The organism is Streptomyces sp. NPDC001544 (assembly GCF_042894285.1).
In the GTDB taxonomy this organism is placed as follows: domain Bacteria; phylum Actinomycetota; class Actinomycetes; order Streptomycetales; family Streptomycetaceae; genus Streptomyces.
In genome coordinates, this window is the sequence record NZ_JBIAVN010000019.1 from 132,163 (window position 1) to 149,079 (window position 16,917).

The following is a 16,917-nucleotide window of genomic DNA, read 5'->3' on the forward strand; positions in this document are numbered from 1 at the left end:
GACAACGACCGTGGGTTCGAGCGTCGCGACAACGACCGTGGCGGTTTCCGCCGTGACGACCGCACCGGTCACCGTGGCAGCGACCGCCCCTTCAACCGCGACCGCCGCGACGACCGCCCGGGCTTCCGCTCCGGCCACGACCGCCCGTACGGCCGCCGTGACGACCACCGCGGCACCGGCGGCTCCTTCGGCCGCCGCGAGGACAAGCCGCGCTGGAAGCGCAACGGCTGACGTCGAGTGAGATGAGGAAGGGCCCGTACGACTTCGGTCGTACGGGCCCTTCCCTCGTTCGCCGCCCGGGTGAAGATCGGCACCGGCCGGCAGGGCTGCAAGGGCATCTTCCAGCCGGACCTTTTGGCCATACCGAGTCCTGAGTGACGCATGTCACGCCCCCGGCGAGGGAATCGCTGGGGGCATGACAGATGACGCCAGAGTGAGTGGGCTGTCGGACGAGGAACGGCTTGCCCAGCTCGGTTACACCCAGGTCCTCGCCCGCCGTATGTCGGCGTTCTCCAACTACGCCGTCTCCTTCACGATCATCTCGGTCCTGTCCGGCTGTCTGACCCTCTATCTCTTCGGAATGAACACCGGCGGCCCCGCGGTGATCACCTGGGGCTGGGTGGCGGTCGGTCTGATGACGCTCCTCGTGGGCCTGTCGATGGCCGAAATCTGTTCCGCGTACCCGACGTCGGCGGGTCTGTACTTCTGGGCGCACCGCCTGGCACCGCCGCGCTCGGCCGCCGCCTGGGCCTGGTTCACGGGCTGGTTCAACGTGCTGGGCCAGGTGGCGGTGACCGCGGGCATCGACTTCGGCGCGGCGTCCTTCCTGGGCGCCTACCTGAACCTGCAGTTCGACTTCCGGATCACCCCGGGCCGGACGGTCCTGCTCTTCGCCGCGATCCTCCTCCTGCATGGCCTGCTGAACACCTTCGGCGTCCGGATCGTCGCCTTCCTCAACAACGTGAGCGTGTGGTGGCACGTGCTCGGGGTCGCGGTCATCGTCGGCGCTCTCGCCTTCGTGCCGGACCACCACCAGTCGGCGTCCTTCGTGTTCACGAAGTTCGTCGACAACACCGGCTGGGGCAGCGGCCCGTACGTGGTCCTCCTGGGCCTGCTGATGGCCCAGTACACCTTCACCGGCTACGACGCCTCCGCCCATATGACGGAGGAGACCCACGACGCGGCGACGGCCGGCCCGAAGGGCATCGTCCGATCCATCTGGACGTCCTGGATAGCGGGCTTCGTCCTCCTCCTCGGGTTCACCTTCGCGATCCAGTCGTACGACAAGGAGCTCGCGTCCCCGACCGGCGCGCCCCCGGCGCAGATCCTCCTCGACGCGCTGGGCGCCACCTCCGGAAAACTGCTGCTGCTGGTGGTGATCGGCGCGCAGCTGTTCTGCGGCATGGCGTCGGTGACGGCCAACAGCCGCATGATCTACGCCTTCTCCCGCGACGGCGCACTGCCCTACTCCCGTGTCTGGCACACGGTGAGCCCGCGTACCCGCACTCCCGTGGCGGCGGTCTGGCTGGCGACCGCCGGCGCCCTGGTCCTCGGCCTGCCCTACCTCATCAACAACACGGCGTACGCGGCGGTGACCTCGATCGCGGTGATCGGCCTCTACATCGCGTACGTCGTCCCGACCCTGCTGCGGGTCCGCAAGGGCGCCGCCTTCACCCGGGGCCCCTGGCACCTGGGCCGCTGGTCGCAGCCCATCGGGGTGGTGTCGGTGGCCTGGGTCGGGGTCATCACCGTCCTCTTCATGCTGCCCCAGGTCTCCCCGGTGACCTGGACCAGCTTCAACTACGCCCCGGTCGCCGTCCTGGTCGTCCTCGGCTTCGCGACGGCCTGGTGGCTGGCCTCGGCCCGCCACTGGTTCCTCAATCCCGACCACGACCGCACCCGCGTCCGGGAGACCGACACCCCCCGAATCGGTTGATCCACGACGCTTCGGGCTCCGCGTCCCCGATACCGGATCGGAGACGCGGCCCGCTCCGGCTATGCTCGGGGAGGCAACATCGCCTGGGCCCTTAGCTCAATTGGCAGAGCAGTGGACTTTTAATCCATTGGTTGTGGGTTCGAGTCCCACAGGGCCTACCGGTGGCGGGTGAGGGCATCCCCCTCTACCTGCAGTGCAGCGCCCGAGTCGGCTCCGTCCGGCTCGGGCGCTGCTTCGTTTCCGTCTTGCGTGAGCGATGTGCGGGCGCCGCGAGGCATCCGCACTCGGCCACTCTTTGCCATGGACGTCATGAGAGCTACCGTTCTTGTATGAACGATATGACCGGAGAAGTCCGATTGGCACTCACTGGTCGCATCGAGTTCCAACAGGACATCACTGTGGCCCAAGGCGCTCAGGTGATCAGCATGCTGCAGGCTCCGCCGGAGCCGGCGCGTCCGGACTCTGCCTCCGAGCGTCCCGCTCTTCCCCCGGCACCGGCCCCGGAGCCGGAAGAGGCCCGGCTCGACATCCCGGCGCGGAACGACGCTCGCCCACGACGGTTCGTCGAGGGCCCGCGCCAAGCGCTGGAGTTCTCGGGCGCGAGAACCAATCCGGAGAAGATGACCGCCTTCGCCTCGTATCTGCTGTGGGAGGAAGGGCATGAGACCTTTACCCAGAGTGACGTTCGCAGGCTCTTTCAGCGGTCACGTGAGCGCATCCCGGCGAGCTTCACCCGTGACTTCGGCAGAGCCGTGCAGGTGGGCTGGATTCATGAGGGGGAGGTCAAGGGCGAGTTCTATCTGGCCCAGGCGGCCCGGAACGTGATCGAGGACGGCTTCGACGGCCTTCGCGTCAGGCGTGGCGGCAAGCCCGCCGGCGCAGGTTCCGCATCGCGTGGGGGTGCGCCGAGGAGAAGGCCGCGCGCTGTCCCCGTACCGGAGGCGTTCGCCGGCCTCGACCACATCCCCACGACGCTCGATGGGCTCATTCCCTACCACCGGGTCAAGTTGAAGCGGGACAAGCTCCTGTGGGCCCTTGAGCTGGCGAAGCATCTCGGTGTCGAAGCACTTCAGAACACGGAGGCCGCTTGGCTCACCGACAAGCTCGGAGATGCCCTGCCGACCCGGGACATGAACGGTCATTTCACGGGTCTGCACCGTCGAGGATTCGCCAACCGCTCGATGGGCGACAACGCCATGCGGATCACGGAAACGGGCGAGGAGTACCTCGGGTTGCTTTCGGCGTGAGCGACGCGTGAGCGGAAGTCACCCAGCAGCACGGCTACTTCGGTCGGCCCGGGGCTCACAGGGCGTTGCGCAGGACGACGTAGACGGCGGTACCGATGCCCACGCTGAGGATGGTGCGGCGGCCGAAGGCCAGGTGGACGCCGATCGTGACGGCCACGGCGAGCAGCGCGAACCACGTGCCGTGCGGGTCGCTGACGACTGTGCCGCGCAGCGCGGTCACCGCGAGGATCATGAGGATGCCCACCGGCATCCGGAGGCGGCCGGGTGGCTGAGCAGGTTGGCGGCCGACGCGGCTACGGCGCATCCCACCGCGGCCCGCACCCGCTGGTCCACCGCCAGGCCTAACAGGGCGACGCACAGCAGCATCAGCAGCGGCGGCCCCCAGCACGCCGTGGCCACGGTGACCGGCAGCGGCGCGACCGGCCACCGCAGCCGGGGCACGAGCAGAGCCGCCCCGCACAGCAGGGCGGCGGTCACGGGGGCGACACACCGTTCGTCATCGAGTGACGGGGCGCTCATTGCCGCGGCCGACAACAGCCGTCGGCTACGCCGCCGCGACCTCTCTTCAGCGGCTTCTCGTTCTCGGCGGCCCCGCTGTGGCCGTGGTCTGCCTGTTGGTGGTCGGCGCGGTGCTCCTGCGGCGCCGCTCTGCCAGGTCCTGGTGATCAGGTGGCCCGTTCAGCCCACGCCGAGTTCCGTCAGCTCCGCGAGTGGCAGGGTGTGCTGGGTCTGCAGCACCTTGGCCCGCAGGTAGCGCACGTTGTGGGCGGTGGTGAAGACCCCCGTGGGAACCCGGTCGCGCACGTCGATGCCCAGGCCGCGCAACTGGTCCGCCTTGTCCGGGTTGTTGGAGAGCAGGTCCAGCTCCGCGATGCCGAGCGCGCGGAGCATCTGGGCGGCCGCCGTGTAGTCGCGGGCGTCCTCCGGCAGACCGAGCGCGGCGTTGGCCTCGTACGTGTCGAGGCCCTGGTCCTGCAGGGCGTACGCGTCGAGCTTGTTGTAGAGGCCGATGCCGCGGCCCTCCTGGCGGAGGTAGAGCAGGACACCGCCGCGGTCGGCGATGCGTTCGACCGCCTCGCGCAGTTGGGGGCCGCAGTCGCAGCGGGCCGAGCCGAAGACGTCCCCGGTCAGGCACTCGGAGTGCAGTCGGACGAGCGGGACGGTGCCGGGGGCGGGGCTGCCGAGCACGACGGCCACGTGCTCCTGGCCGTCGGTCAGGCCGTGGAAGGTGACGAGGTCGGCGTCGACGCTGTAGCCGTCGTGGAAGCGCAGCGGTACCCGGACGCGGGCGCGCGGGGTGGCGGCGGGGGTGTCGGGCATGCGGGTTCTCCGGGTCCGGTGGTCAGGGCGGGCTCTGCTTAAGATTTGAAGCAGTTCCACGCCGGGGACCCTACTACTGCTTCAATTTTGAAGCAACCAGTTTTGGAGCAACCAGTTTTGAAGCAATCAGTTTTGAAGCGACAGGTGCGCGGCCCGGCCGCCGAGGCCCCCGCCGGGAACGGTAAGGGCCGGTCAGGAACAGGGAGGGGAGGACCGGCGCCGCCAGGGCACCTCGTCGGGTGCCGGCCGGGCCGTCCCGTCACCCTGGAGCGCCCGCACGATCCCCCCGCAGATCTCCTCCAGCTGTTCGACCTGCTCGGGGGTGAGCTGGTCGAACAGCGACGCCCGCACGGTCTCGACGTGGCCCGGAGCCGCGCGCTCCAGCACCGCCATCCCCTCGTCCGTCAGGGCGGCGATGCTGCCCCGCTTGTCCCACCGGCAGTTCTCGCGCCGCACCAGCGCGTCCTTCTCCAGCCGTGTCACCGCGTAGGTCAGCCGGCTCCGGGTGATCTTCAGCGCCTCGGCGAGGTCGGTCATCCGCAGCCGGCGCTCCGGCGTCTCGGAAAGGGTGGCCAGGATGGAGTAGTAAAGGTGGGGCATGCCCGCGTCGTGCTGGAGCTGCCGGTCCAGCGCGTCCTCCAGGAGATGGGTCGCGGCCACGTATGCGCGCCAGGCGCGCTGCTCCTCGGGGGTGAGCCAGCGGGTCGTCATGCCACCAGTGTAGGTTTGTTTCAAACTTGAACCAAGATCCCGGATTCGCCGGATCCGGATCCACACCCGCCCGCCTCCCGAAGAGAGCGCGTCGATGCCCCGTCCGTACGTCCTGCTGTCCGCCGCCGTGTCCCTCGACGGGTACCTCGACGACACCGGCCCCGACCGGCTGCTGCTGTCCAGCCCGGCCGACTTCGACCGGGTCGACGAGGTACGGGCGTCCGTCGACGCGATCCTGGTCGGCGCCGGCACCATCCGCGCCGACAATCCGCGCCTGCTGGTCAACTCGCCCGAGCGCCGGGCGTCCCGGCTCGCCGCCGGGCAGGCGGAGTACCCCCTCAAGGTCACCGTCAGCGGCTCCGGCGACCTGGACCCGGACGCGAACTTCTGGCACACCGGCGGCGAGAAGGTGGTGTACACCACGGACGAGGGCGCCGAGCGGGCCCGCGGTCTGGCCCTCGCGGCCGACGTCGTCCCACTGGGCCCCGGCCTCGACTGGCCCGCGCTGCTCGAACACCTCTACGCGGTGCGCGGGGTACGCCGCCTGATGGTCGAGGGCGGCGGCACCGTCCACACCCAGCTGCTGCGGCAGGGACTGGCCGACGAACTGCAGCTCGTCCTGGCCCCCCTCCTGGTCGGCGACCCGGCCGCCCCCCGCCTCTTCGGACCCGGCGGCTACCAGGCCGGCCGCCTGCGGCTGCTGGAGACCCGCCGTATCGAGGACGTCGTCCTGATGCGCTACGAGCCGACCGCCCCCGGCACCGGCCCCTCGGCCGCCCCCGCCGACCGCCACTGGCTGCGGATCGCCTGCGAGCTGGCCGCGCTGTGCCCGCCCTCCAAGACGGCGTTCAGCGTCGGGGCGGTGGTCGTGGCCGCCGACGGCACGGAGCTCGCGCGCGGCCACTCGCGTGAAGGCGGCGACCCCGTGGTCCACGCGGAGGAGGCGGCGCTGGCCAGGATCCGGCCCGACGACCCCCGGCTGGCCGGTGCCACGGTGTACAGCAGCCTCGAACCGTGCGCCCGGCGGGCCTCCCGGCCGGCGCCGTGTGCCCGGTTGATCCTCGACGCGGGGGTGCGGCGGGTGGTCACGGCATGGCGGGAGCCGGACACGTTCGTCACCGGGGCCGACGGGAGCGGACTGCTGGCGGCCGGGGGCGTGGACGTGGTCGTCGTGCCGGAGTACGAGGCGGCGGCGAAGGTGCCGAACCGGCACCTGCCGGGCTGATCGGAAAGGCGTGTGCGAGGTGTCCCGCGGATGACGTACACTGGTGACACAACGACGCGGGGTGGAGCAGCTCGGTAGCTCGCTGGGCTCATAACCCAGAGGTCGCAGGTTCAAATCCTGTCCCCGCTACTGAAGGCTCAGGGCCGGAATCCAGCACAGGGATTCCGGCCCTGAGTGTTTTTTGCGCCCCCGGTAGTCCGCTTGCAGCCTCCCACGGTCCGCCGTGGCATCCGGGCCGTGGTCAACTCGCCCGGTTTTCACCGTCCTTGGTGTGTAAGTCCTTCGGTGAAAACGCTAATGATCAAGCCAGATCTCTTGGAAACCGACGGGTAGGCCTATTAACGTTCGATAACGCAGCGCGGTCGTCCCAGCCGTCACCCGAGACGGCTCCGTGCGCACGCGCCGAATCCCGAAAGGGAACCGGGGAACCACCACTTTGGGGTGAATCGCACGAATGCCGTTGTGAGCTCGTCGAGTTCACGGCCGGTATACGCGCGTAGGAGACCTTCCTGCTCCGAACCCGTCAGCTAACCCGGTAGGCGTCACGGAAGGAAAGGAGCACGCCCGAGTGGCGTCCAACCCGCCTGCCCCCACAGCCCCGTTCGCGCCGAGCCGGCGCACCGACACCTTCGTCTACGGCGACTACCGCACCGACGAGGGCCCCTGGGAGGAGTGGAACCCCACCGAGGGGTCCCTCCGCCCGGAACGCGGCCGGCACCGGGTCACCAAGCAGCGCGGCGGGGGACTCGCCCGCAGCTCCACCGTTCTGGGCGTCGGCGTCATCGCCGCCGTCGGCGCGGGCGGCATCGCCAGCGCCAACACCGGCAAGCCGCCGGTTTCCCTATCCCTGCCCGACCTGCCCTCCGTCGGCTCGCTGCTGGGCGACCACACCGACGGCGCCAAGGTCACCGCGGCCAGCCTGACCGACGTCGGCGTGGCAGCCGCCGACAGCGACCAGGGCGGCACCGACGCCGGCGAGGCCCTGCGCAACCGGATCATGGCCCAGGCCGAGCGGCAGAAGAGCCAGGCCGACGGCAAGGCCACCGCCGCCGCCGTGGCCGCCGCCGGGAAGCAGTCCGCCGCCGTGGCCGCCAAGGCGGAGCAGGAGGCCGCGGTCAAGGCCGCCGCCGCCAAGGAGAAGGCCGAGGCCGCCGTCAAGAAGCAGGCCGAGGCCGACCGCCTCGCCAAGCTGGCCGCGCAGTACACGCTGCCGACCTCCTCGTACACGCTCACCGGCACCTTCGGTCAGCCCGGCGCCATGTGGTCCTCCGGCTACCACACCGGCCTTGACTTCGCGGCGCCGACCGGCACGCTCATCAAGGCCATCCACAGCGGCACGATCACCGAGGCGGGCTGGGCCGGCGCCTACGGCTACCGCACGATCCTCACCCTCGACGACGGCACCGAGCTGTGGTTCTGCCACCAGTCCTCGATCAACGTGAAGGTCGGCCAGAAGGTCCAAACCGGTGAGGTCATCGGCCGCGTCGGCGCCACCGGCAACGTCACCGGCCCGCACCTCCACCTCGAGGTCCATCCCGACGGACAGCCCACCGCCATCGACCCGATGGCGTGGCTGCACGGCAAGGGCCTCAACCCCTGACGGGACCCCGACGCATGAACGAGGTGCCCGTGACCGCCAAGCGGAATGCGGGCCACCGCTGAGGTTGTTGAAGAGAAGCATGACTTCTCTTCGCAAGCTCGGCCCCTCCGACCTCGAGGTCTTCCCGCTCTCCCTCGGCGGCAACGTCTTCGGCTGGACCGCCGACGAGGCGCAGTCCTTCGCCGTCCTGGACGCCTACACGGCCGCCGGCGGCAACTTCATCGACACCGCCGACTCCTACTCGGCGTGGGTCGACGGCAACGAGGGCGGTGAGTCCGAGACCATCATCGGCAACTGGGTGAAGGCCCGCGGCAACCGTTCCGACGTCGTCATCGCCACCAAGGTCAGCCAGCACCCGAAGTACCAGGGCCTGACCGCCGACAACATCAAGGCCGCGGCCGACGCGTCCCTGCGCCGCCTCGGCACCGACCACATCGACCTCTACTACACCCACTTCGACAAGACCGAGGTCCCCGTCGAGGAGATCATCGGGGCGCTCGACGAACTGGTCCGGGCGGGCAAGGTCCGCTACATCGCCGCCTCCAACATCACCGCCGAGCGCCTCCAGGAGTCCCTGGACTTCTCCGAGCGCGAGGGCCTCGCCCGGTACGTCGCGCTTCAGCCGCACTACAACCTCGTCTCACGCGACACCTACGAGGGTCCCCTCCGGGACGTCACCGCACGTGCGGGCCTCGCCGTCGTGCCCTACTTCTCCCTCGCCTCCGGCTTCCTCACCGGCAAGTACCGCCCCGGTACGACCGTGGACAGCGCGCGGGCGTCCGGCGCCGCGAAGCACCTGGAGACCGAGCGGGGGCAGAAGGTCCTCACCGCCCTGGACGAGATCGCCGCCGCGCACGACGCCCCCGTGGCGACCGTGGCCCTCGCCTGGCTCGCCGCCCAGCCCACGGTGGCGGCCCCCATCGCCTCGGCCCGCACCCTGGACCAGCTGCCGGCGCTGATGGGCGTGGCGGAGCTGGAACTCACCCAGGAGGAGCTGACCAGGCTCACCGAGGCGTCGGCGTAACCGCGCCCACGGGCGATACGGGTCACGTGCGGTACGGGTTGTGGGCGACCGGGTACGGCCCCGCCGGGTAGCCGTACCCGTACGCGCCCTGCACCCCGTACACCGGCCAGGGCGTCGCGGCCACCGGAGCCGACGCCCTGGCCGCGTACTCCAGCGCGGGCCGCGCCACCTGCCGCCGGTGCCACAGCTCGGCCAGCAGCTCGCCCTCCCGTACGACGAAATCGGCCCCGGCGCGGCCGCGCCGCCCCCGGTGCCGCAGGAACGCCAACGACGTCGCGTACGCCTCGTACTGCGCCACCGCCCGCGCCGCCGGCTTGCCGAGGTGGTGACGGGCGTGGTCGCGGGCCATCCGCCGGGCCTTCATCGAGCCCAGGGCGAACGGCTCGCCGGGACCCAGCCAGCCGGCGAGGACGTACGCCGGCAGCTCCTCGCGCACGGTCCGCAGCTCCCGCTGGCGGGTCCAGATCACCAGCCAGGTCAGCAGCCCGAACGCGGGCACCATGAACGTCCCGTACACGGCGAAGAAGCCGTACTCGCCGAAGGTCGAGGAGCCGTTCCAGAACGCGTGCATGCTCATCGCGAGCAGCAGCCCGCCCAGCGGCAGCAGCACGCGCCGCACGTGCTGCCGGGGGGCGGACAGGGCGGCGATGCCGAAGCCGATGCCGGTCAGGACGGTGAACAGGGGGTGCGCGAACGGGGACATGATGACGCGCACGAAGAACGTCGCGGCGGTGACGGAGGCGATGCCGCGGTCGCCGGTGATCTGGTCCGTGCCGAAGGCGGTACCGAGGTAGAGGATGTTCTCGGTGAAGGCGAACCCGGTGGCCGTGATCCCGGCTATCACCACGCCGTCCACGATCCCGGTGAAGTCCCGTCTGCGGAAGAGGAACACGAGCAGGACGGCGGCCGCCTTGGCGGACTCCTCCACGACGGGCGCTATGACGGTCGCGCCGAGGGTGTCGGCGCTGGACGGGTCGGCGGTCGCCGTGGCTATCCACTTGGTGGCGAAGCTGTTGGCGACGATGGCTATCAGCGCCGCCGCGCAGGCGCCCCAGGCGAAGGCGAAGACGAGGTTCCGCCAGGGGCCCGGCTCCACCCGGTCCAGCCACCGGAAGGCGGCTATGAGCAGCGGAACGGGCAGTACGGCCAGCCCGAGCCCGACGAGGAACCCGTCCGTGCCGGTCTGCTGCCGCACGAGGGCGAGGATGACGAGCCCGGAGAGGGCGAGCAGGGTGATGAGCGCCCCGTACCGCACCCATCGCCGTTGCCACCAGTGCGGATGCCGCAGTGTTCCACCGGCGGGGCCGGCCGGACCTTGCGGGCCCGGGGGCTGCGTCGGGTACGGGGGACTGCTGGCCACGGCATTAGCCCTAACGAGATCGACCGTCTTCTTACTGACTCCGGTTACTGACTCCGGCTTCCTACTGCTTCCGGCTTCCTACCGACTCCGGTGCTGTACGCGGCGGAAGAGCAGATCATTCACCACATGTCCCTTCTCCAGGCCCTGCCCCTCGAAACGGGTCAGCGGCCGGAAGCCGGGACGGGGCGCGAAACCGCCGTCGGGCCGGGTGTTCTCGAAGTCCGGGTGCGCGGTCAGCACGTCGAGCATCTGCTCGGCGTACGGCTCCCAGTCGGTCGCGCAGTGCACGATCGCCCCGGGCCTCAGCCGGGTCGCGGCCAGGCTGAGGAAGTCCGGCTGGATCAGACGCCGCTTGTGGTGGCGCTTCTTCGGCCAGGGATCCGGGAAGAAGACCCGCAGCCCGTCGAGCGCGTCCGGCGTGAGCATCTCGCGCAGCAGGATGATGGCGTCGCCGTTGGCCACCCGGACGTTGGACAGACCGCCCGTGTCCGCGAGGTTCAGCAGATTCCCCTGCCCCGGCGTGTGCACGTCCACGGCGAGGATGTTGGTGCCGGGGTCCGCGCCGGCCATCTGCGCGGTGGCCTCGCCCATCCCGAACCCGATCTCGAGGACGACCGGGTTGTCGTTCCCGAACAGCTCACCGAGATCGATCGTCCGCTGCCCGTCGATGTCCAGCCCCCACTTGGGCCACAGCCGCTGCAGCGCGTCCGCCTGCCCCGCCGTCACCCGGCTCCGGCGTGGCTGGAAACTGCGGATCCGCCGCTCGAAGTGCGACCCGGCGGGGTCGGCCTTGGGCCCGTCCGGGAACCGCGGCTCCCCCTTGGACCGGGTGTGCCGGACCGACGTACCAGGGGCGTGGTGCGGGGTTTCGGGCGTCTCGGGGGTGTTCAACGAGTCAGACACAGTGAGGCCGATTTTACGCGGGGCCCGCTCCGGCGCCCGACCTGGTGCCGTGACCGGCCGGGCGGGGGTCACGCCGAGGCCCCCAGTACACCCAGCGCCCTGCGCGCCACCTCACGCCCGATCGGCAGCGAGGCGGTGGCCGCGGGGGACGGCGCGTTCAGCACGTGCACCGCGCGCGGGCCCTCCCGGATCAGGAAGTCGTCCACCAGCGTGCCGTCCCGCAGCACGGCCTGCGCCCGCACCCCGGCCGACGCCGGGACCAGGTCGTCCTCCTCCACCGCGGGCAGCAGCCGGCGTACGGCGTCGGTGAACGCGCCCTTCGACAGCGACCGCCGCACCTCCCCGAGTCCGTACCGCCAGTGCCGCCGGGCCATCACCCAGGCACCCGGCCAGGCCAGCGTCCCCGCCGCCTCCCGCGGCCGTACGACCCCCCAGCCGTACCCCTCCCGGGCCGCCGCCGGCACCGCGTTCGGGCCGATGTGGACACCGCCGTCGATCCCGCGCGTGAGGTGCACCCCGAGGAAGGGGAACGCCGGATCCGGCACCGGATACACCAGCCCGCGCACCAGCTCCGGCCGTGCCAGCTCGTAGTACTCCCCCCGGAAGGGCACGATCCGCACCTCGGGCTCGTCCCCGGTCAGCCGGGCGACCTCGTCGCAGTACAGCCCGGCGCAGTTCACCAGCACCCGTCCGCGCACGACGTCCCCGTCCGCCGTGCGCACCGCGACCCCCAGTTCCGGCCGCCGGTCGATCCGGACCACCCGCGCCCCGTACCGGAGCTCCGCCCCGGACGCCTCGGCGAGCTGCCGGGCCACCCCGGTGAAGTCGCACACGCCCGTCGTCCCGACGTGTATGGCCGCAAGACCCCGCACCTCGGGCTCGTACTCCGTGATCTGCGCGGGTCCCAGCTCGCGGACCGGGATCCCGTTCTCCCGGCCGCGCTGGACGAGCGCGTGCAGTCGCGGCAGCTCCTCCCGCTCGGTGGCGACGATCAGCTTGCCGGTGACGGCGTGCGCCACGCCGTACTCCGCGCAGAACTTCACCATCTCGGCGGCACCGCGGACCCCGTACCTCGCCTTCAGGGAGCCCGGCCGGTAGTAGATCCCGCTGTGGATGACCCCGCTGTTGCGGCCCGTCTGGTGCCGGGCCGGCCCCGGCTCCTTCTCCAGCACGGTCACCCGCGTACCGGGCGCGGCACGCGTGATCGCGTACGCCGTGGAGAGCCCGACGATCCCACCACCGATCACGAGCGCATCGCAGTCATAAGCGATCCCCGGCCGCACCTGCACCACCTCCCACCTCGATAGTGCACTGCGCCACTGACAACGCCCGCAAACCCGGGGGCCGGGATCAGGCTGGTGCCATCAGCAAGGGCCGGGCCCGCTCCCGCAGCTCCACCACCCGCGGCTCGTCCCCGTACGGCTCCAGGCGGTGCAGGAGGTCCTTCACGTACTCCGTGGTCCGCGCGGACGAGATCCGTCCGGCGACCTCCACCGCCCGCACCCCCTGCTCGCAGGCCGCGTCCAGATTGCCCGACTCCAGCTCGGCCACCGCCGAGACGACGAGCCGGAGCCCGTGCGAGCGCACGAACTCCTCCGTCGGCTTCGACAGGGCCTGCTCGGTGAACCGGCGGACCTGGCGCGGTGCCTTCAGGTCGCGGTAGCACTCCGCGGCGTCCGCGGCGAAGCGGTCGTAGCCGTAGAAGCCGAGCCAGGACGGGTCCTGGTCGCCGTCGCGGGACCGCTCCAGCCAGCTCTCGGCCGCCTTCAGGGCGGACCCGGCCGCGTGGGCGTCGTTCGCGCGCGCGTGGGCGCGCGCCTCGACCAGGTGGAAGAAGCTCATGGTGCGGGCGGTGGCCAGGCCGCGGTTGCGTTCCACGGCGGCCTGCGCGAGGTCGACCCCCTCGTCGCCGAAGCCCCGGTACGTCGCCTGCAACGACATGGACGCCAGCACATAGCCCCCGAGGGGGACGTCCGCGGCCGCGCGCGCGAGGCGCAGCGCCTGGATGTAGTAGCGCTGGGCGGCCTCCTGCTGGCCGGTGTCGAAGGCCATCCAGCCGGCGAGGCGGGTGAGTTCCGCGGTGGCGCCGAACAGGGCACGGCCGACCTCGTCGGAGTACGAGCCGAGCAGCAGCGGTGCCGCCTCCACCCTGAGGCACTCGGGCACCATGGACGAACGCCAGTCGCCGCCCCCGTATTTGGAGTCCCAGCGCCTGGCGTCCTCGGCTGCCTCCCGCAGCTTCTGCACGTCGCTGTGGCCGACTTTGATCGGTGCGCCGGAGCCCTCGGAGGGGTTCGCGTCCCGCGCGACCGAACTGTCGGCGGGGGTTATCAGCCACCGTGAGGCGGGCGTTGCGTATGCGCTCACTGCGAACGACCCGGCCAGCGACTGCCAGATGCCGCCGGAGCCGGCCCGGCGGCCGGCGAGGTCGAGACGGTACAGGTCGGTCGCCGACCGGACCGCCTGTCCTACGTCCCTGGGGAAGGCGAGGCCCACTTCGGGCGCGGGATCCGCGTCCGCCAGGCCGATCTCGTGGAGCGGCACCGGGCGGCCGAGTTTCTGGCCGATGGCGGCGGCGATGAGGTGCGGAGCGGCACCCTGCGGCACCATGCCCTTCGACACCCAGCGCGCCACCGACGTCTTGTCGTAGCGAAGAGTCAACCCGCGTTGCGCGCCAAGGTCGTTGACGCGTCGCGCGAGTCCTGCGTTGCTGATTCCCGCGAGGGCGAGAACGGCGCCGAGTTTTTCGTTCGGCCCGCGTTGCTCCCTGGACATGCGCCACCCCTCGACACAGACGGCTGCCGCTTTGGCATAACCACGCGGCATTCGTAAACCCAGCGTAGTTCGCCGCATCCCAAGCGTTAAGGGGCATTGTTCCGGATGGCGGGATTGTGGTCCGTACCGGGGTGGCGGCCGCTCACGCACCGTGCACGGACTGTCGCGGCGTGCCCCCGTCGTGTGGCCGTGCGCCTGTCCGTGCGCTCTTCTCCGGCCACCGGGGGAGCGGTTCCATGGCTGTCGCGTGGGTCGGCCCGCTGTACTGGATCCAGTGGGCTGGGGGACACCGCCGCCTTCATCCCCGCGGGTGGCGGACCGGTCCGGGAGGCGAGGCCCGCCTCCCGGACTGTGCGCACTCTGTGCACTGCGCAGAGCATGTACGGAGCGTACGCAAGCCTGCTCGCGCCACGCCAATTTGGCTGAAAATCGCCCCTGTCTTTCGCAGGTGATCACCGCTCCTACCACGGTAGTTGAGGGCGTGAAGGGCGTTTTCGGGGAGCATTTCGGGGGCGCATTCGTGTCGCAGCCGCCTTGTGCCGTACGGGTGTTGGCCTCTCCCCGACCGCCGCACGGGCACGCGCGCGTGGGCGCGCCGATGGTATCCGAGGCGGCGCCGTCATCACTCGGGGGCGCGTTCTTCATGGCAGCATGGGATCCGGTTCGAATGGTGCACTGGTTGTCCACAGGCTGTGGAGGCGTCCATGCGGTGGTTGGTGGGATGGAGCAGCACCGCCACGGGCGCCGCCGGAATCGGCTCCGCCGGTGCCATGGGGGACGACGGCGAGACCGTGCACCCGATCGGTTCCCAACTCCTGTGGGGCGACCCGGATCCCCTGTGGGCGGTCGGCGACTGGCGCCCCGACGAGGTGCGGGTGGTGAAGGCCGACGGACAGAACCGCATCGCCGTCCTGGGCACCTGCGGCGCCTCCGACGAGGAACTGCGGCTCGGCCTGTTCACCGCGCGCGGAGGCGCGCTGCGGCATCTGACGACCTGGCCGGGCAGCTACACGGCCGTCGTCCAGGTCGGCCGCCGCGTCACCGTCTGCGGCGACCTCGCGGGCGCCCGCCCGGTGTTCCACACCCCCTGGGCCGGCGGCACGGCCTACGCGACGGCCGCACTGCCCCTCGCCGACCTCATCGAGGCCAACCTCGACTTCGGCCACCTCGCCGCCCTGCTCGCCGCCCCCGAGGTACCGGCCGCGCTCTACGACTCCACGCCGTACGACGGAGTGCGCCGCGTTCCGCCGGGGCACGCGCTCATCCTCCGCGCGGGGGCGCGCGAGATCGCCGGGTACGAGCCGGTCGCCTCCCTCGCGGTGGCGGCGCCGTCGGCCGACCCCGACCGCGCGGTGGACGCGGTGCGCGACGCGCTCGTCGACGCCGTCCGCGCCCGCCTCTCCGCACCCCGGCACGTCCCCGGAGCCGACATAGACCCCGGACCCGTACCCGGCATGGGACCCGCCGAGCGGCGGGCCGCGCGCGGGATGCCGGTGCCGGGCATCGGCGCGGACCTGTCCGGCGGACCGGCCTCCGGCACCCTCGCCCTGCTCGCGGCCGGACTTCCCGGCAGGCCGGGGACCGTCCTGGGCCACGGCACGGGCGCGGGGGAGCGGCTGCTCGCCGTCACCTTCAACGACCTGGCCGTGCGCGGCCGGGAAGCCGAACTCCAGCGCGCGGGGGCGCTCGCGGCCAACCCGCGCCTGCACCACGTCGTCGTCACCGGCGGCGAGGAGGTCCTGCCCTACGCCGACCTGGACGGCCCGCTCACCGACGAACCCGGGCGCTCCCTGATCTGGGCGGCCCGCCACCGCGCCCGCCTCGCCGCCGGCAGCGCGGACCACTTCACCGGGCACGGCGCCCGCCAGGCCCTGGACGCCCACCCCGCCCGCCTCGCGGACCTCCTGATGGACCGCAAACGGCGCCACCTGGTGCGGCCCGTCGCCGCGCTGGCCAAGGCGGACGGCTCGGTGATGGTCCCCGCGCGCGTGTACAGCGCGGCACGGCGGCTGGCACGGACGTCGTACCGGGCCGGCGTGGAGGCCCTCGCCGAGCGGCTGATGCGCCGCCGTTTCGAGGAACCCGCGGGCGCGGTCGGAGCGTCCCTCGCGGCGCTCACCTGGGCCAGACCCGGACCGGCGGCACGCTGGCTGACCGGCGAGGCACTCGCTGAAGTATCGGTTCTGCTGCAGGGGGCGGTGAACCGCCCCGGCATCGGCCCGGGCCAGCGCCCCGGCGACCACCGCGCGCGTGCCGCACTGTCCCGCTACGCGGCGGACATCCGGGTCCTCGAACAGGCCGCCGAGATCCGCTTCCAGCGCCTGCACGCCCCCTTCCTCGACAACCAGGTCGTCCGGGCCTGCCGCGACCTCCCCGAGGCCCTCCGGGTCCAGCCGGGGGCGCGCGCCGACATCCTGCGCACCGTCCTGGAGGGCACCGGCATCACCGACCTCCCTCCCGGCTGGGGCGCCCCCTCCCAAGCCTCCTCGGACGCCGCCGCCCGCACGGGGCTGAGGATGGCGGCCGACGACCTGATGTCCCTCTTCGGCACCCCCCTGCTCGCCGAGGCCGGACTGGTGGAGGCCCGCGTCGTCCGCAAGGCCCTGCGCGGCGCGGCGGCCGGCGAGCCCCTCCCCCTGGACGGCCTCGCCGACCTCGTCTCCCTGGAACTGTGGCTGCGCCGCCTGCTCTCCCGCCGGGGCACCTGCTGGACGGGGACGCCGGCCCGCGCCCGTGCGGTGCCCTCCGGGATTACGCCGAGAAGGGGGGCGTTGGCCTCTGGGGGTGAGTCGGTTGCCCGGTACTGACGGGGCCGT

General features: G+C 71.7%; 14 protein-coding genes, 2 tRNA genes, 1 pseudogene and 1 riboswitch. Of the genes and pseudogenes, 9 read left to right on the forward strand and 8 right to left on the reverse strand.

Annotated features, from left to right (window positions below; translation table 11 throughout):
* From ACFY0F_RS33735 to ACFY0F_RS33750, 4 genes and pseudogenes are all read left to right on the forward strand, one after another.
* Nucleotides 1-231 (forward strand): annotated as a pseudogene (locus tag ACFY0F_RS33735) (RNA helicase); the annotation flags it as partial.
* 184 nt (nucleotides 232-415) lie between these two features.
* Complete coding sequence (locus tag ACFY0F_RS33740; protein WP_388802981.1) at nucleotides 416-1,936, forward strand: amino acid permease; 1,521 nt, start codon at nucleotides 416-418, stop codon at nucleotides 1,934-1,936.
* 85 nt (nucleotides 1,937-2,021) lie between these two features.
* Nucleotides 2,022-2,094: transfer RNA gene (locus ACFY0F_RS33745), tRNA-Lys, on the forward strand.
* Between the two features lie 171 nt (nucleotides 2,095-2,265).
* Nucleotides 2,266-3,183 (forward strand): hypothetical protein, encoded by a 918-nt coding sequence (locus tag ACFY0F_RS33750; protein ID WP_388802984.1) that lies wholly within the window; start codon nucleotides 2,266-2,268, stop codon nucleotides 3,181-3,183.
* 55 nt (nucleotides 3,184-3,238) lie between these two features.
* Here the strand turns inward: ACFY0F_RS33750 and ACFY0F_RS33755 are convergent, their stop codons facing one another.
* From ACFY0F_RS33755 to ACFY0F_RS33770, 4 genes are all read right to left on the reverse strand, one after another.
* A complete protein-coding gene (locus tag ACFY0F_RS33755; RefSeq protein ID WP_388802987.1) occupies nucleotides 3,239-3,415 on the reverse strand; it encodes a hypothetical protein in 177 nt (58 codons plus the stop codon).
* A complete protein-coding gene (locus ACFY0F_RS33760; RefSeq protein ID WP_388802990.1) occupies nucleotides 3,412-3,660 on the reverse strand; it encodes a hypothetical protein in 249 nt (82 codons plus the stop codon). The genes ACFY0F_RS33755 and ACFY0F_RS33760 overlap by 4 nt, the downstream gene beginning before the upstream one ends.
* A 201-nt stretch (nucleotides 3,661-3,861) precedes the next feature.
* A complete protein-coding gene (ribA, locus tag ACFY0F_RS33765; protein WP_388802993.1) occupies nucleotides 3,862-4,503 on the reverse strand; it encodes a GTP cyclohydrolase II in 642 nt (213 codons plus the stop codon).
* 192 nt (nucleotides 4,504-4,695) lie between these two features.
* Entirely contained in the window at nucleotides 4,696-5,214 is a 519-nt protein-coding gene (locus ACFY0F_RS33770) for a MarR family winged helix-turn-helix transcriptional regulator (RefSeq protein ID WP_388802996.1), read from the reverse strand.
* A 94-nt stretch (nucleotides 5,215-5,308) separates the two neighbouring features.
* Here ACFY0F_RS33770 and ACFY0F_RS33775 point away from each other — a divergent pair, with 94 nt between their 5' ends.
* The 4 genes from ACFY0F_RS33775 (at nucleotide 5,309) to ACFY0F_RS33790 (ending at nucleotide 9,063) form a co-directional block, all read left to right on the forward strand.
* The gene (locus tag ACFY0F_RS33775) at nucleotides 5,309-6,439 is read left to right on the forward strand and encodes a dihydrofolate reductase family protein (RefSeq protein WP_388802999.1); all 1,131 of its coding nucleotides are present in this window, start codon (nucleotides 5,309-5,311) and stop codon (nucleotides 6,437-6,439) included.
* Between the two features lie 55 nt (nucleotides 6,440-6,494).
* A tRNA-Met gene (locus tag ACFY0F_RS33780) sits at nucleotides 6,495-6,568 on the forward strand.
* Between the two features lie 261 nt (nucleotides 6,569-6,829).
* Nucleotides 6,830-6,996: riboswitch (cyclic di-AMP (ydaO/yuaA leader) on the forward strand.
* A gap of 11 nt (nucleotides 6,997-7,007) precedes the next feature.
* Nucleotides 7,008-8,039 (forward strand): M23 family metallopeptidase, encoded by a 1,032-nt coding sequence (locus ACFY0F_RS33785; RefSeq protein WP_388803002.1) that lies wholly within the window; start codon nucleotides 7,008-7,010, stop codon nucleotides 8,037-8,039.
* A gap of 79 nt (nucleotides 8,040-8,118) precedes the next feature.
* The gene (locus ACFY0F_RS33790) at nucleotides 8,119-9,063 is read left to right on the forward strand and encodes an aldo/keto reductase (RefSeq protein ID WP_388803005.1); all 945 of its coding nucleotides are present in this window, start codon (nucleotides 8,119-8,121) and stop codon (nucleotides 9,061-9,063) included.
* Between the two features lie 22 nt (nucleotides 9,064-9,085).
* On the opposite strand, the gene ACFY0F_RS33795 is transcribed toward ACFY0F_RS33790, so the two are convergent.
* From ACFY0F_RS33795 to ACFY0F_RS33810, 4 genes are all read right to left on the reverse strand, one after another.
* Nucleotides 9,086-10,423, reverse strand: a complete 1,338-nt coding sequence (locus ACFY0F_RS33795) for a PrsW family intramembrane metalloprotease (protein WP_388803008.1) — start codon at nucleotides 10,421-10,423, stop codon at nucleotides 9,086-9,088.
* A 78-nt stretch (nucleotides 10,424-10,501) separates the two neighbouring features.
* The gene (trmB, locus tag ACFY0F_RS33800; RefSeq protein WP_388803011.1) at nucleotides 10,502-11,326 is read right to left on the reverse strand and encodes a tRNA (guanosine(46)-N7)-methyltransferase TrmB; all 825 of its coding nucleotides are present in this window, start codon (nucleotides 11,324-11,326) and stop codon (nucleotides 10,502-10,504) included.
* A gap of 68 nt (nucleotides 11,327-11,394) precedes the next feature.
* Nucleotides 11,395-12,618: an L-2-hydroxyglutarate oxidase gene (gene lhgO, locus ACFY0F_RS33805; RefSeq protein WP_388803014.1), complete on the reverse strand. Its 1,224-nt coding sequence runs from the start codon at nucleotides 12,616-12,618 to the stop codon at nucleotides 11,395-11,397.
* 58 nt (nucleotides 12,619-12,676) lie between these two features.
* The gene (locus ACFY0F_RS33810; RefSeq protein ID WP_388803017.1) at nucleotides 12,677-14,101 is read right to left on the reverse strand and encodes an MFS transporter; all 1,425 of its coding nucleotides are present in this window, start codon (nucleotides 14,099-14,101) and stop codon (nucleotides 12,677-12,679) included.
* A gap of 704 nt (nucleotides 14,102-14,805) precedes the next feature.
* Between ACFY0F_RS33810 and ACFY0F_RS33815 the strand changes: the two genes are divergently transcribed.
* On the forward strand, nucleotides 14,806-16,908 hold the full coding sequence (locus ACFY0F_RS33815) for an asparagine synthase-related protein (RefSeq protein WP_388803020.1): 2,103 nt from the start codon (nucleotides 14,806-14,808) through the stop codon (nucleotides 16,906-16,908).
* The last annotated feature ends 9 nt before the right edge of the window (nucleotides 16,909-16,917 follow it).

Excerpts from the sequence above, each read along its gene's own strand:
- ACFY0F_RS33775 (WP_388802999.1), top strand. The coding sequence starts at position 5,309 with ATGCCCCGTCCGTACGTCCTGCTGTCCGCCGCCGTGTCCCTCGACGGG.
- ACFY0F_RS33790 (WP_388803005.1), top strand. The coding sequence starts at position 8,119 with ATGACTTCTCTTCGCAAGCTCGGCCCCTCCGACCTCGAGGTCTTCCCG.
- ACFY0F_RS33750 (WP_388802984.1), top strand. The coding sequence starts at position 2,266 with ATGAACGATATGACCGGAGAAGTCCGATTGGCACTCACTGGTCGCATC.
- ACFY0F_RS33815 (WP_388803020.1), top strand. The coding sequence starts at position 14,806 with ATGCGGTGGTTGGTGGGATGGAGCAGCACCGCCACGGGCGCCGCCGGA.
- ACFY0F_RS33755 (WP_388802987.1), bottom strand. The coding sequence starts at position 3,415 with ATGATCCTCGCGGTGACCGCGCTGCGCGGCACAGTCGTCAGCGACCCG.
- ribA (WP_388802993.1), bottom strand. The coding sequence starts at position 4,503 with ATGCCCGACACCCCCGCCGCCACCCCGCGCGCCCGCGTCCGGGTACCG.
- ACFY0F_RS33770 (WP_388802996.1), bottom strand. The coding sequence starts at position 5,214 with ATGACGACCCGCTGGCTCACCCCCGAGGAGCAGCGCGCCTGGCGCGCA.
- ACFY0F_RS33810 (WP_388803017.1), bottom strand. The coding sequence starts at position 14,101 with ATGTCCAGGGAGCAACGCGGGCCGAACGAAAAACTCGGCGCCGTTCTC.
- ACFY0F_RS33740 (WP_388802981.1), top strand. The coding sequence starts at position 416 with ATGACAGATGACGCCAGAGTGAGTGGGCTGTCGGACGAGGAACGGCTT.